General features: G+C 44.2%; 16 protein-coding genes. 7 read left to right on the top strand and 9 right to left on the bottom strand.

Annotated features, from left to right (window positions below; translation table 11 throughout):
* Window positions 1–227 precede the first annotated feature (227 nt).
* The 7 genes from ACP5L5_RS04545 to ACP5L5_RS04575 form a co-directional block, all read right to left on the bottom strand.
* Window positions 228–950, bottom strand: a complete 723-nt coding sequence (locus tag ACP5L5_RS04545; protein WP_428761968.1) for a hypothetical protein — start codon at window positions 948–950, stop codon at window positions 228–230.
* 166 nt (window positions 951–1,116) lie between these two features.
* On the bottom strand, window positions 1,117–1,479 hold the full coding sequence (locus ACP5L5_RS04550; protein ID WP_428761970.1) for a hypothetical protein: 363 nt from the start codon (window positions 1,477–1,479) through the stop codon (window positions 1,117–1,119).
* 62 nt (window positions 1,480–1,541) lie between these two features.
* Entirely contained in the window at window positions 1,542–1,913 is a 372-nt protein-coding gene (locus ACP5L5_RS04555) for an aspartyl protease family protein (RefSeq protein WP_428761972.1), read from the bottom strand.
* Window positions 1,914–1,959: 46 nt separating this feature from the next.
* On the bottom strand, window positions 1,960–3,036 hold the full coding sequence (locus tag ACP5L5_RS04560; protein WP_428761974.1) for an AAA family ATPase: 1,077 nt from the start codon (window positions 3,034–3,036) through the stop codon (window positions 1,960–1,962).
* 81 nt (window positions 3,037–3,117) lie between these two features.
* The gene (locus ACP5L5_RS04565) at window positions 3,118–4,089 is read right to left on the bottom strand and encodes a Rieske 2Fe-2S domain-containing protein (RefSeq protein WP_428761976.1); all 972 of its coding nucleotides are present in this window, start codon (window positions 4,087–4,089) and stop codon (window positions 3,118–3,120) included.
* A 147-nt stretch (window positions 4,090–4,236) separates the two neighbouring features.
* Window positions 4,237–5,694, bottom strand: a complete 1,458-nt coding sequence (locus ACP5L5_RS04570; RefSeq protein ID WP_428761978.1) for a hypothetical protein — start codon at window positions 5,692–5,694, stop codon at window positions 4,237–4,239.
* The gene (locus tag ACP5L5_RS04575) at window positions 5,691–6,401 is read right to left on the bottom strand and encodes an ABC transporter ATP-binding protein (protein ID WP_428761979.1); all 711 of its coding nucleotides are present in this window, start codon (window positions 6,399–6,401) and stop codon (window positions 5,691–5,693) included. The genes ACP5L5_RS04570 and ACP5L5_RS04575 overlap by 4 nt, the downstream gene beginning before the upstream one ends.
* A 164-nt stretch (window positions 6,402–6,565) precedes the next feature.
* Between ACP5L5_RS04575 and ACP5L5_RS04580 the strand changes: the two genes are divergently transcribed.
* Complete coding sequence (locus ACP5L5_RS04580; protein ID WP_428761981.1) at window positions 6,566–6,730, top strand: hypothetical protein; 165 nt, start codon at window positions 6,566–6,568, stop codon at window positions 6,728–6,730.
* Complete coding sequence (locus ACP5L5_RS04585) at window positions 6,718–7,074, top strand: hypothetical protein (RefSeq protein ID WP_428761982.1); 357 nt, start codon at window positions 6,718–6,720, stop codon at window positions 7,072–7,074. Before ACP5L5_RS04580 ends, ACP5L5_RS04585 begins: the two co-directional genes overlap by 13 nt.
* Window positions 7,075–7,080: 6 nt before the next feature.
* Here the strand turns inward: ACP5L5_RS04585 and ACP5L5_RS04590 are convergent, their stop codons facing one another.
* The gene (locus ACP5L5_RS04590; protein WP_013605633.1) at window positions 7,081–7,455 is read right to left on the bottom strand and encodes a hypothetical protein; all 375 of its coding nucleotides are present in this window, start codon (window positions 7,453–7,455) and stop codon (window positions 7,081–7,083) included.
* 130 nt (window positions 7,456–7,585) lie between these two features.
* Between ACP5L5_RS04590 and ACP5L5_RS04595 the strand changes: the two genes are divergently transcribed.
* Window positions 7,586–7,756, top strand: a complete 171-nt coding sequence (locus ACP5L5_RS04595; RefSeq protein WP_428761984.1) for a hypothetical protein — start codon at window positions 7,586–7,588, stop codon at window positions 7,754–7,756.
* A 105-nt stretch (window positions 7,757–7,861) separates the two neighbouring features.
* On the opposite strand, the gene ACP5L5_RS04600 is transcribed toward ACP5L5_RS04595, so the two are convergent.
* Entirely contained in the window at window positions 7,862–8,365 is a 504-nt protein-coding gene (locus ACP5L5_RS04600) for a hypothetical protein (RefSeq protein ID WP_428761986.1), read from the bottom strand.
* Window positions 8,366–8,741: 376 nt separating this feature from the next.
* Between ACP5L5_RS04600 and ACP5L5_RS04605 the strand changes: the two genes are divergently transcribed.
* The 4 genes from ACP5L5_RS04605 to ACP5L5_RS04620 all read left to right on the top strand — a co-directional run.
* Window positions 8,742–10,838, top strand: a complete 2,097-nt coding sequence (locus ACP5L5_RS04605) for an ABC transporter substrate-binding protein (protein ID WP_428761988.1) — start codon at window positions 8,742–8,744, stop codon at window positions 10,836–10,838.
* Between the two features lie 155 nt (window positions 10,839–10,993).
* Window positions 10,994–12,034 carry an ABC transporter permease gene (locus tag ACP5L5_RS04610; RefSeq protein WP_428761989.1) on the top strand — a complete coding sequence of 347 codons (1,041 nt, stop codon included), beginning with the start codon at window positions 10,994–10,996 and terminating at the stop codon, window positions 12,032–12,034.
* Entirely contained in the window at window positions 12,031–12,963 is a 933-nt protein-coding gene (locus tag ACP5L5_RS04615) for an ABC transporter permease (protein ID WP_428761991.1), read from the top strand. The genes ACP5L5_RS04610 and ACP5L5_RS04615 overlap by 4 nt, the downstream gene beginning before the upstream one ends.
* A gap of 10 nt (window positions 12,964–12,973) precedes the next feature.
* The coding region (locus ACP5L5_RS04620; RefSeq protein ID WP_428761993.1) for an ABC transporter ATP-binding protein at window positions 12,974–13,640 on the top strand (667 nt) is incomplete at its 3' end.

Below are 13,640 nucleotides of genomic sequence, written 5' to 3' on the forward strand. Positions count from 1 at the left end.
CCTTGCATCATTCTTCCGATTTATGAAGTATAGGTCTATTTTATTCGAGAGACCTTTTCGACATAGTGGTTTATTACGAACGCCCTATCCTCAAGATCCTTACTACTTATGATATTTGGACTCCAGGGCTCGTCGAATAGCCTTATGAAGTGACCTCTCCCGAAGCACTTGATCCAGGCTGGCGCTGCTTCCCAGTAAAGTGTTTTTGATGAGATCTTTTTCTCGAACTACTTGGGCTCAGGGGCTTCAAGCTCTATCGAGGCTGGCCCAATGCCGATTCCCACCTTGGCTTTACCTATTGATCTCTTAATCCACTCCCACCACTCTAACCTTAGTTTTCGGATTGTTAGTTCGATCTCTCCCTTAGGTAATGGATAGAGGCCGCTAACGATGGTTAATGTCTTCGTTAGTGGGTAAATGTACTTATGATCCTTACCACACTCCTTGAGCATGACGGTCTCAACATCCCCTGGGTAGATTATTGGCCTTCTTGATATCCACGTGGCGCACTTACCGCCGACGCATATGGTCGATGCCGTTTTTAGTGATTCCGTGAATACAGTAAAGACTCCTAATGCCTTAAATGGTAGGAGTTTGTCGAAGGTGCTTTCCCTATCTCCCTTATTACCTTGCTTAGTCCTGTACCAAAATGGTACGTCCCCAATCCAGACAACCGTGCCTCCCTTGGCTATGAATCGCATTAACAGGCTATTCATTGGGTCGACATTATCGTGAAATAACTCGTATGGAACAATATCATTTACAAAGGCTATTGCATATTCATGGGCATTATTACTGATGGCGTCTCTAATAACCTTAATTAAGCCGTCATAATCAACAGCCTCAAAACCGTACCTACTTAATTCATTAATTAGCTCCTTGCCGACGTCATGGGAGATCCAACTTGTATCCGCGTTTTCATCAAAATACGCAAGTCTCCTCAAAACCATTAAGGTATGATTATGCGGAGCAGGAATAAATATATTGCGGCATGATCAATGTTGAGAATGATGCGTCACAATGAAGATAACTAGGTCTTGTTAGCGAATTGTAGATATAACGTTAGGTTATGGCTTTGCTTGTGTTTAGATTGCTAAGTGAAATGAAGGTATTTAATTAAATGGCTAGTAGTGCTTCGATTTTCTTTAATTGCCTTGTTACTGGGTCCACCTCTAGCCTGAGACCTTCCAATGTATCTACACCTAGCACTTCTGCGTCGTTTTCCTCTGCGAAGACTATAATCCTTGTTGCTCTCTCACCCATGCACTCAATGACCGCCTCACCAATTTCCCTCTCGATTACCCTACCCTCGATTGTTCTGAATTTCCACCTTGTCATTGGTTCAATACCTAATTCCCTAAGCCTCGACGCTTTAATCCACGTATAGGTACTGCCGGTATCTACGAGTAGGTCAAGCTCTAGGCACTTGGTCGTGTCCCGTGGGTTGCAAATCCTAACCCTGGCTAACGTATTGCCCATCAGGATTGTTTTGATGAGGCGATTAATAAGGCTTGGGTCGCTGAGCCTTATTAGTGAGGCGTTTAATTGATCAGGGCCATCATGAGTGCCTCTGTCGGTTTCAGCCTCTTCTCAACGGGATCCGGCATCAATCCTAGCTGTTCCATGGTCACTGAGCCAAGTAGGTAGATACCTTCATCACCGAAGACCACGGGTGTGGCCGACACAGTGAATCCATCAATCTCAATACCAATCTCACCCAGTGGTTTTTCAATAACCCTACCGTCAGCGAGCCTTAGTTTAACGACCCTAATGGGCTTCACCCCGAGTTCCTCAAGGACCCTACTGGGTATTACTGTGTACGTTGAGCCGGTATCCACGAGTAAGTTGACGGCTATTGATTTTGCGGGTTCCCTAACGTTCCAAATCCGCGCTTTGACGCTAAATGTACCCATGATTAATTGGTCACCTTATTTTTCAGTACATTCCTTTAAATATTTTTCAAGCCCTAAACGCCTTACCTATTAATGGCTCCGCTGGGCAGTACTTATTGTTTGGCTTAACTATCCAGGCAGAGTCGAGTAATTGCCTTAGGTATTCGCTAATTCTTGAGTCGCTAATTTCCATACCAAGCATTACCTCAAGCCCATTCTTGATCTCGCCCCAGCCTGCACATCCCCTTGACACGATCCTCATTATTGTTAAGTATCTATCCCTTGCAACGGCTTTATCTGCCAGGAAGTTCTCGAATTCCCGCCTTATTAACGTGGTCGCGTAGTCCACGGTCCCATTAATAGCCCTATCAAGGTCCCTATACTCATAGTACTTAAGTCCGAAGTAGGTGAGCCAACCAGGAATACCACCAAGTTCCTTGTAAACTGTGTCGTAATCATTGAATTCAATACCCAACTCCTCAAAGCCTCGCCTTAGAAACTCGATTACCTGTTCCTTAGTAAATGGTGCTAACTCGACAACGCCCATTGCCCTGCCAAAGAGCGGTGATTCAGGGTCTTTAACCCTAAGGAACCTATATAGGAGGCCCATCTTCGAGCCGCTGATTATGAACCTAACATTCCTTAGGTTGTCGTATGCGTAGGCGAGGATAGGCAGTACGTTGAATCCCCTCGCCTTAACAAGTTCCTGGGCTTCGTCAAGGACTATGACAATGCCATTACCAGCCCATTCATTTACTGCGTCAAGTAACGATGCCAGGGAAACTCTACTACTGCTTTTCCAGGAGAAGAGGGCTTGATTACCCATGATGCTAACACCATCAATATTCCTAAGAAAATCAAGTAATCTAGGAAACCTCCTAGCCAGATTATTAACCTCACGCTGAAGCTCAAGGACGAAATCCCTATATGACAGGTACTGCCTCTCCTCAAACTTCCTAAGGTCAATATAAATCGATGAAAGACCCAATTCTCTGAGCGCCACGAGTATTAAGGATGACTTACCAACCCTACGAAAACCAAGAACCAAAGTAATGGGTAAACCCAACCTACCGACATACTCAACGACCTTACCAAGCTCAACCTCCCTATCAAAGAGGTTGGATCTACTATCCTTCGGCCGCAAATCAAAGAGCGCTTCTACCCCCAGAAGTTACTTCCGCCCCCAGAAGTTTATAAGGGGTATTTCGGAATGGCTTAATTCGTGTTAAGGCTTTACTGCGCTGTTCAATAGTTTGTTTAGTTCCTTGTCTCTTAGGTACATCCTCCTGTACAGTGCTATTGGGTAGTCTGCATGGATTAGCTTGTCGTGGGTAATATCATTGGACTGCGTGAGTACTACCCTGCTGTCTTGATGGAGTACGTAGATATTGAAGGGCATCAGTAACTTGGTTATTGCCCTATCTATCGCCCTGGCGCCGGTCACCCTCATGTAAAGCCTTACGTATATCCTAGTACTACCCGAGTCAATGGGTGCAAAGAAGGCTATAATCCTCATGTTCCTGGATATGTAGTTCTCCCAAACATTCGGGTATATGAACCAGAGGTAATTCCTCAACTTACTGGCGTCTATTTGATTGCTCCTTAGTGGTTTTTGTCCTCTATCGACCTCATTGAATGGATAGATAATGAAGGAGTAATCATCAAGGACCTTGACCAGTGGGCCGTGGACCAGGGTCTTACCACCCCTACCAATGGTGTTATAATGAACGAAGGGTAGGTGAAACACGTCAAGCTGGTTCTCAACAGCTCTCGGCAGGGACACACTCCACGTCTCACTATACTCAGAGTATGCAATTAGCCCGTCTAAGTCGTCGAAGAACCTTGGCGCCTTACTCGGATCTCCGCTGCCGTACCAGAGCCAGATAATGCCGTGGGCCTCATATACTGGGATGGAAATTGCTCTTAGGTACTTTGGTATTTCGGATGACTTGCCCAGGGCAGGGACCTTAACAGTCCTTCCCAAGCCGTCGAATTCGAAGCCGTGATACGGGCATTGAATATTGCCATTAATTACCTTGCCCAGTGAAAGCTTGGCATGCCTGTGCGGGCAGTCATCAAGCAGTGCATTTACTCTTCCCGACTTATCACGCCAAAATACCAGGTTCATGTTCAGTCTCCTAACGCCAAGGGGCCTATCCCTTCCCACCTCACTTGATGAGAGTGCTGCAATCCACATAGGTAATCACGACATTTGGGTTCTCCATTATAAACCTATCGATACCTCATGAAGCTCACGTGAATGATTAATGACCGTAGTGAGAACTATATCTAGCGCAGTTGAGGAATAAGTAATGAGTGATTCATGAGGTTACGCCTGGAATACCTACATATAACCATTCTCTGATAGTTTATTCACGAGCCAAGTCCATATTACTTGGTTCCTCTCCGAAATTACTACGTAGTAGAGGAAGGCTGCTGATACTATGAGTAGTACTGCAGCAAGTGCCGTGCTTATTGGCCACAGTATGGCCAGTACCGGGTAGTAAACGGCTAGTAGGGCTAGGGCGTAGGGTGTCATGTATATTGACATGTTTATGAAAATAAACAGTAATATTAGGAGGACCCTTAGGGAGTACGTCATTGGTCTCTGCATTATTTGGAGTTCTCTAACCTGGGGTTGACCAGCGTAGGCCGCGACTAACCAACTAAGCACTGGCGCCACCATTACCGTGGAGACTAAAGCTATTGCCAGGTAAATGGCTGGCCTGAAGCGCATGCCCTGCAGTGCGTAGGCTGTGATCCAGGGCAGTAGGGCTATTGCTGTTATCAATGCCCGGGCGCCCATTCTATACCTGAAGTACCGGGTTGGGTCTATGGATAGGCTTAGCCACAGCCTTTCATAACTAATCGTGGACGCCGAGGATACATAGAGCAATAAATATATTGTGTAGAAGGAGAATGAGGAGAGGAAGACCTGGGCGCCTGCGTCGTGAATAAGCAGCGCGACTATGCAGTAGGCGATTGCGAAGGAGGTGGATAGCGGTATCAGTATTATGAAGACATTGATCCTCATTGACACCGCCCGACTACCCTGGGGTGAATTCATCAAAAACGTGAGGTTAGTTGTTGACGTCGCCCAAACAACGCCCCACGTAGTCCTTGGGAGACCAGTGAGTCTGGCACCAAGTCTTCGGGGCATTATTGGTGGTTGTTCGCCCAGTACTCCATAGGCATTGGTGGCTAATTCCCTAATGTATTGCCTGGGTATTGTAGCCATGGAAAGGATTAGGAGGGCCATGGCGTAAACCACATAGGTCAGTCCTGGCCTCACGAGGCCATATAACGGCGAGAGTTCAGGCTTGAGATAACCCAGGATTATTATTATGAGTATTGGCGCGAGTAGTGGTATTTTGCCTCTCCACGGGATTAATTGAATATTAGCTGTGAACAATACGAAGAATCCCAGGAGAAAAAGTAGTGTTGCTGCGTAATAGGTAATATCAAGGCCCGGCTTCATGGTGGGCACTGTTATCATTACCATAATTACTGGGTATATAAAGCCCGTGGCAATCGCCCTGGCTACATAATACTCCACAGGATCAATCTGTGTTGTGAAGACTACATCAATCATCGGTCTCACAATAGTGAATGAAGTGGATAGGTATAGTATCAGGAGGAGTATTACAAAGTAATTCAAGTTATATAGGATTAACCTAGGATTACTACCGCCAACACTAAAACTCGTGAATGCGTAAAGTATCAATACAGTTATGAGTATGGCCAAGAACCACTTACTATATAATTGCTTAATCTCGAAGTAAACAATCCTAAGGATCCTCATTTCATCAACCTCGCCACAACCTCCTCAATTCTCTCACCGGCACTGGCCGCAATCTCCTTAAGCTCATTCATGGTACCCTGCCAAACAATGACACCTTTACTAATTACAATGACTTTGCTTGTTAATCTCTCGGCAATGGACATCACATGCGTCGACACCAGCAGTGTAGAACCATTGGCATTAAGATCCCTGAATAGCCTAATCACGTTCTCCTGAGTCGGTATATCCAGGTAATTAAGCGGTTCATCAAGCAGCAATACCCTGGGCCTATGCATGATTGCCAGAGCAATCGCAAGCCTTTGCCTATTACCCCTTGATAATGAGCCAGCCGTTCTGTCGGCTAGGTCCTCAAGGCCTAATAGCTTAATGGTTTCGTCGATCACAGAATCACTCAATTCCCTGAGCACGGCGACGTACTCCAGGTTCTCCCTAACAGTGAGGTTGAGGAATGGTACGGCATCCTCAGGTAAGTAACCAAGGCATGCCTTAGCATTCCTCGGCTGCCTCTGAACATCAAAGTTACAGACGTGGGCGCTCCCTGAGTCCGGTCTTAATAGGCCAGCGAGTATCCTGAGGGTTGTTGTCTTGCCAGCACCGTTAGGACCCAGTAAGGCTGCGGCCTCACCACATTCAATCCTGAAACTAATACCATTCAATGCGGTAATACCGTTAAATCGCTTAACAAGCCCACTTGCTGTAATGCACATGTACTTTCGTAAACGTGATAATTCTAATAAGCCTTACGCCCACGATATTGGTAATGCTTTTAGGTAAATTATGATAATAATCCATACATGAGCCATGGCACTCAGAGAATAATCATAAGAAGATTAGGCCAGGCACTAATTATGGTTGGTGTGATATTCTGGGCTTGGTCGGCATATACTCAGTGATTAGATATGCAATGCTGTTTTCTTCATATATTAAACTTGGCCTAGGCTATATAACTATTGATATAATATACCTAATACAGGGTTTACTAATGATTAAGTCCATGGGAAATAGGAATTATGCAGAATTACCATGCCCATTATAGCAGTTGTCATTGGTGCATCGCCTGGTTTGATCATAGGCTTAATGACTAATTACATATTCATGATCATTGACCTGGCAGTATTAATCATCACGATCCTCTTAATATACGCATTAATACGCATGGTGATAGATTATGGGTTAGGTATAATGGCGATGCTAAATGTGGGAATAACCACGGCATCCCTGGACATGTCCCTAATGCTCACCTGGTTGAGTACAGCGGGGAGTGTGATAACGGCTGTGGAATTGGCATTAACAGCCATGGGGCTCCAGGAGCACCTAAACAAGGCGTGGGAATGCCAAGTACCTTATCAAGGCCCTAGTTATTTTAAGGGTAGTGGTTGATTATGATTAGGTCTTCCTCGAATTCCTAGACCTTCTACTGGGTCTTCTGCCCTGTCTTGTGGAGGGCTTCTCCTCAGTCGTGGTATCCCTACTACCTGTGAGGTAGTTATTTATTATTTCGTAGGCTGTACCTGGATCACTAATACCGATAAGTCTCCTAGCCAATTCAACCTCACCGATGTACTCAAGCCACTGAACAATATGGCCCTCCCTAAGGTGATACTCAAGGGCCTTTGGATCAACATTAAGAAGTCTCCCAAACTCACTCCTCAACTCATTGACGTTGTGAGCCACGCCAATGATCCTATCAAAGGACTTGAAGTAGAATGGTTCCTTACCAGGGAATTCACTGTTAGCCCTTAATCCAGTACTGATACTCATTGATACTGGCTATAGTCCGGTTATATAAATGTTGCCTTTTCACGTTCAACCTCTAATTAAGACAACGACTTAGGGATTCGAGAAACCAAGTACATGATACATTGCTTACGCAAGCACGAGTAGGGAACCAATGACTAGGAAATTAATAAATAATAAGTATATAATAACCACCACAGCACAAAAGTTCAAGTTTATGCTGATAAATGAAACCATCAACGCACTTAGGGAACCAACACGAATCAGGAGAACAACAACGAGAAAGCTAATGATAAGCATGCTAACCCTATTGAAACAAACATAAGCTCAAATGAAGACATCAGCATAAAGACAGCACCAACCAAGCCCAGCACAAATGAAGCCTCAGGATCCATAGTCAAGCAATACAATGTAGGGACCTAGTAAAGCATTACTCCTCATACTCCTCGCCAGGATCCCTATACTCAATGTATACGTCGTCGGGTCCATTAACGACAACCTTAAAGTAATCATCATCAACCCTCAACCTACCACCATCCCTATACACATATGTGACCTCCACGTGTAAATCACCAACAACGTCAATAAAGCCTCTCCTAAGAACCTCACGCAGCATATCCTCAAAGGAAGCATCACTGCTTACCTTAAAGGCCATGGGCGGTATGTCCAAGCCAATATCATAAATAATAAGGCAAGGATCATGAAGAAAGGGATCCTCCCCACACTCAATGCCGAACTCCCTAACAATCCTAAGGGCCAACCTGCGGACAAACTCACCAATGTTGAGGATGACACCGCGGTAATTACGGTAAGCACCCAAGTAATCAACATACAAAACCCTCAACAAACTCAACAAAGCCCCAGCCTGCCTCCTACCAATCGGAGCCTCAATAATGAAATCACCAAGGGCAACAACAAACCTCGACTTACCCATCAAAAACTAAACACAACCAGGTATAAAAATTAATTCCACCCCACCAATTACAACAATTAAGCGTGAGTGTATAGAGATCTAACCAAGGGAATTGAGAGATTACTATTCAATACTATTCATCGAGCGTCTACACTGCATGTATTCATAATATGGCGTTGCAATTACTGATTTTCAAATATGGATTGATGTAATGATGACTATATCATTATCATTAAGATTAAGAGGTTGATTGTATGGACCTTGGCGAGTAACTATATGAGTATATTATGGAATTTATTTTATTATTAAGGTAATATTGCTGAATATAGTTCTATATAATTCCCTAATTAACTAGGTACTCAGTAATGCTTTAAAATGACTTAAGCGAAATATGTTTATGCCGGGACAAGCTAATACGGGCTTATCAAAGGCTGCCTTAGCAGTGATCGTGGTAGTAGTAGTCATAGTAGTGGCTGTTGGTGCTTATTTTGCTGTTACTTATCATCCTGTTTCTAAGAAGCCCACTGCGCCGCCGCCCGTGATTAACGTTACGAAGCCAACAGTCACCGTGGTCTCAAATCAGACGATTACATTGGCCCCGTCGAACCCAAACGAATTAGTGGATATATCGCAAACAACATCGCCGGATTGTCTAGACCCAGCAACAGGCTTTTACGGACAGGATACCCCTATATTTAACGTTGTATATCAAACATTGGTAATTTGGGATCCTAATAACATTTATGGGGTAGAACCTGCATTAGCCTCTAATTGGACTGTTAGTCCTGACTATAAGCATTATATTTTCACGCTTAGGCAGGGCGTTTACTTCACTGATGGAGAACAATTCAACGCCACGGTAGTATGGTTCAGCTTCTACAGAACAATAATCATAGGACAAGGACCAGGAGTTAGCAATTACATGTTCTTACTATTCAATGAGACCATTTACGAGAACTACGGATACGCCATACCATGGGGAGTCTGCGATGCCATGACGTACGCAACCGGCAACGCGGCCTACGCCAGCAATGTAACGCTCTGCGCTTATGCGTTAGCCAACTTATTGAGTAACTTCGATGTGCATAACTCAACGATACAGAAGATAATGTCTTACCCGAACCAAGCAATTGTAGTTCTAGGGCCCTATAAAGTGGAGTTTAACCTACTAAGACCATACATGTACTTCCTACTTGACATTGCGTCATGGTGGGGTGCCGTAGTCCCACCAGCCTACGTTGATGCTCACGGCGGTGTTGAGCCCAACCAACCAAATAGTTACCTATGCCAGTATGGATTACCTGGCACAGGTCCTTACGTCATTAAAAGCGTTACGGGAACTCCAGGTGAATTCACGGAGATAATACTTCAGATCAATCCGAATTACTGGGGCAACAACTACCCACCAGGCTCACTACCCATACTCGACCAGCCTGGGCATATACAAATAATTGACCTAAAGATCTCGGAGTCCCACACCAACAGAGTCGTGCTTTTTGGGCAAAATAAGGCTCAAATAACCTATGTGGATCCGCCATTCTTAAGCCAACTATACAGTGCCTGGTCACCATATAATAAATACCTACCGCCACAATCAATAATACATCCATATCCAGAATTAACCCCAGCATGTATCATGATGCTGTCAATGAACACGCAGAGGTGGCCCACAAACATTACTGACTTCAGGCTGGCAATAGAGCACGCGATCAACTACACAGCCCTACTCTATACGTATTACTCACCATTGATAAATATGACCCTGGCCAAGCTATATCTCGGTCCATTTACCCCACTTAACCCAGTCCTTTATAACCCAGGCAACTTACCCTTCTACAGTTATAACACCGATTTAGCAATACAATACCTCAATAAGTCTGGTTGGGAGGGTAACTTCTACGCCGTATTACCAAATGGAAAAGTAATTGGTAATCCAAACGGCCAGAAAATACCGACACTATCCATTTACGTAATACCACCAGTGACACCAATGGTTGAGGCCCAACTTGAGATAGTGGCTCACGACCTCGAGCAAATAGGCATACCAACAGCGATTAGTTACGTAACATCAGCGGAGTTTGATAGTTGGACATCACCATCAGTGACCGGGCACTTAATATATGGCGTCGGCTGGTGCGCGGACTGGCCCGACCCAATAATGCAGATAGCCATGTCGATACTAATGGGCTCATTGCCAACGGGCGACTATGCCTGGTACAATAATCCGACAGTTAATAACTTACTACTCAAGGCTGCGTTTACCTCTAACCAAACGTTGCAGATACAGTTATCAAGGCAGATATACAGTATTGTCTATAATGATGCACCGTACGTGTGGATACCAGATCCAATGCCGTTCTTCATATACCAGCCATATCTTAAGGGCTTCGTAGTGACTTGGACAGGTTACTACTACAATACGATGTATTACAAACCCGTCACGATATCAATAATTACGTACTCGAATGGCACGAAAGTTACCCAGATAAGTTAATAAGTTAAAGAGCTTACTTTAAATTATTTAAAATAAAAATTTACATTAATTTAATATTAATAAAAATTTTTGTCAATATTATAATGATTTTTGACTGTGAATGTATATAATTATAGTAAACTTTATTAGGTGGTAGTTGTAGGGTATTGGCGATTATGGCTGGCCGAGACTTTGCAATATTTGTAGTCAGGAGGCTGATTAATGCCGTAGTAACATTATTATTGTTACTTGTCTTGATGTTTGTACTCGTCCATGTTATTTACCCAACACCGATCGCGCTTGCTAGGCTATATGCTGGTCCTCACGCAACAATGGCTGAATTAGAGACTATAGTTAAAGTGTATCATTTAGATGCGCCTATTTATGTTCAATTCATAAACTACCTAATTAGCGTGTTTAGCGGTGATTTAGGTTTTGATCCAATATATAAGGAGCCGGAGGCTTATATAATAATGCAGTACTTGCCCATAACCCTAACGTTTATGATACCAGCCGTGATATTAACCGTTTTATTGGGCGTTGTGCTCGGCGCAATTGCTGCGTCAAATAGGAATAAATGGCTTGATTACTTAATAAGGGGCTTCTACATATTCACTTGGTCGTCGCCTCCATACCTAATAGCATTACTACTCCTGTTGATTTTTGCAATATGGCTGGAACCATACACACACCTACCTGTGAGTCACTATGTTGATCCATTATTGCCGGCGCCCAAGCCCATAACGGGCTGGCCCCTCATCGACGCATTATTGGAGCAAAACTGGGAGTACGCGAGGAGTTATGTAATACATATGATCTTACCGATGTTCTCTGTTGTTCTCTATAGCTTTGGCGTATATACGAGAATGGCAAGGAATACCATGCTTGACGTACTCGAAAGCGACTATGTAAGGTTAGCTTACGTCAAGGGACTCTCAAGGAGGGTTGTGGTTTACAGGGTTGGCCTTAGGAATGCTTTGATACCCCTAGTAACACTCATGGTATTAACATTTGCCTTGGCATGGACAGGTGCCTATATAGCAGAAGACGTATTTGATTATCATGGTATGGGGTACATAACTACAGTGGCTATTACAAGTGTTGATCCATTAATGGTTTATGGCATAACACTCTTCGTAGGCATATCAGTGATTATTGCTAACTTCATTGCTGATATACTCTATGGAATACTTGATCCGAGGGTGAGAATAACATGACGAAGCAAGTAACTGAGAGGAGGGTTGGTGGATTCACGGCGACTCTCTGGAATTGGATTAAGTTGATATCTAGGGATCCTGCTGGCCTTGTTGGTCTCGTTATTGTTGCAGCCTTCATAATCTGGTCGATAATACAGGGTACACTTGAAATATTAGCTATATACCTCAAAAATCCAAGGCTTGGCTGGATATTGCTTCCATATGATCCATTTGCTCAGAACCTAGTTGATGCCTTTCAACCACCTTCATGGACGCATTTAATGGGTACTAATTACATGGGCCAAGACATACTGTCACGGATTTTATATTCAATTCCCTATAGCGCGGCCTACCCAGCCTTCATTGTGGTGCTCTCGGCCATATTCATTGGGGCGTTTCTAGGCATTAGTGCGGGGTACCTGGGTGGTTGGTGGGATGAAATACTCATGAGGATAACGGATGCCTTCCTATCAGTACCAGCCATAATACTCGCCATAGTCGTCTCCGTACTGCTCAAGGCGAGCTTCATAGGCATGATTTACTCCTTCATAATCGTTTGGTGGCCAATATACGCAAGGCTCTTTAGGGCTGAGACCCTTAGGGTTAAGGCCATGGATTACATAGCCGCCGCGCAGCTTTATGGGGTATCGCCAATTAAGTTATTCTTTAAGTACTTATTCATTAATACCATCGATCCGATAATAGCCTATGCGATGCTTGACTTTGGGAACGTAATACTAGCCGCATCAATACTGAACTTTATAGGTGTTGGTCTACAGCCTGGATTACCAATACTTGGTCAAATGGCGTCTGATGGCATACAGTGGGGCTTTCCAAAGTATTGGTGGTGGGCCATATTTCCAAGCGTGACGATATTAATAATTGCACTAGGCTTTGTACTTCTCGGTGATAGGATACAGGACATAATAGGTGGTAGGGCTGCGTACTGAGGTGGTGGGCATGCTCCTCTCAATTAGAGATCTGTATGTCGGTTATAGAACTGTAATGGGTACCTTACACGTGCTTGATGATGTTAACCTAGACGTTGATAGGGGTGAGATTGTTGGCGTGGTTGGCGAGAGCGGTTCTGGCAAGTCAACACTTGGCCAGGCGATAGCGAGGGTTTTGCCCGGTAATGCCGTTGTTTCTGGAAGGATAATGGTTGATGGGGTCAACCTATTGGAGCTCAGTGAGAAGGAGATGGAGAAGTATAGGGGTACTACCGTGTTCATGGTTCTTCAGAACCCATTCACAAGCCTTAACCCCGTTAAGACCGTTGGTTATCAGTTAATGGAGGCTGCCAGGATTAGGATGGAGAGGAGTGGTGAGAAGTACAGCGAGGATAGGGCTTATGAGATGGCTATACAAGCCCTTAAAGACCTTAGATTCCCAGATCCAGAGATAATAATGCTAAGGTATCCGCACCAACTCTCCGGTGGTCAGATACAGAGGGTTGTGCTTGCAATGTCGTTAATATTGAGACCAAAGATATTGATTGCCGATGAGCCTACGTCAGCTCTTGACGTAACAATACAGGCCCAGGTAATTAACCTATTCAAGGATCTGAGTAAGGAGATGGAATCGGCAATAATATTCATAACACACGACATAAGCCTTGCCTACGTAA

The organism is Vulcanisaeta sp., from assembly GCF_049966235.1.
GTDB classification, from domain to species: Archaea; Thermoproteota; Thermoprotei; order Thermoproteales; family Thermocladiaceae; genus Vulcanisaeta; species Vulcanisaeta moutnovskia.

Bases quoted from the DNA above. Each gene is read 5' to 3' on its own strand.
- ACP5L5_RS04545 (WP_428761968.1), bottom strand. From the start codon at position 950: ATGGTTTTGAGGAGACTTGCGTATTTTGATGAAAACGCGGATACAAGT.
- ACP5L5_RS04550 (WP_428761970.1), bottom strand. From the start codon at position 1,479: ATGGGCAATACGTTAGCCAGGGTTAGGATTTGCAACCCACGGGACACG.
- ACP5L5_RS04555 (WP_428761972.1), bottom strand. From the start codon at position 1,913: ATGGGTACATTTAGCGTCAAAGCGCGGATTTGGAACGTTAGGGAACCC.
- ACP5L5_RS04565 (WP_428761976.1), bottom strand. From the start codon at position 4,089: ATGTGGATTGCAGCACTCTCATCAAGTGAGGTGGGAAGGGATAGGCCC.
- ACP5L5_RS04570 (WP_428761978.1), bottom strand. From the start codon at position 5,694: ATGAGGATCCTTAGGATTGTTTACTTCGAGATTAAGCAATTATATAGT.
- ACP5L5_RS04575 (WP_428761979.1), bottom strand. From the start codon at position 6,401: ATGTGCATTACAGCAAGTGGGCTTGTTAAGCGATTTAACGGTATTACC.
- ACP5L5_RS04585 (WP_428761982.1), top strand. From the start codon at position 6,718: ATGCCCATTATAGCAGTTGTCATTGGTGCATCGCCTGGTTTGATCATA.
- ACP5L5_RS04590 (WP_013605633.1), bottom strand. From the start codon at position 7,455: ATGAGTATCAGTACTGGATTAAGGGCTAACAGTGAATTCCCTGGTAAG.
- ACP5L5_RS04595 (WP_428761984.1), top strand. From the start codon at position 7,586: ATGACTAGGAAATTAATAAATAATAAGTATATAATAACCACCACAGCA.
- ACP5L5_RS04600 (WP_428761986.1), bottom strand. From the start codon at position 8,365: ATGGGTAAGTCGAGGTTTGTTGTTGCCCTTGGTGATTTCATTATTGAG.
- ACP5L5_RS04605 (WP_428761988.1), top strand. From the start codon at position 8,742: ATGCCGGGACAAGCTAATACGGGCTTATCAAAGGCTGCCTTAGCAGTG.
- ACP5L5_RS04610 (WP_428761989.1), top strand. From the start codon at position 10,994: ATGGCTGGCCGAGACTTTGCAATATTTGTAGTCAGGAGGCTGATTAAT.
- ACP5L5_RS04615 (WP_428761991.1), top strand. From the start codon at position 12,031: ATGACGAAGCAAGTAACTGAGAGGAGGGTTGGTGGATTCACGGCGACT.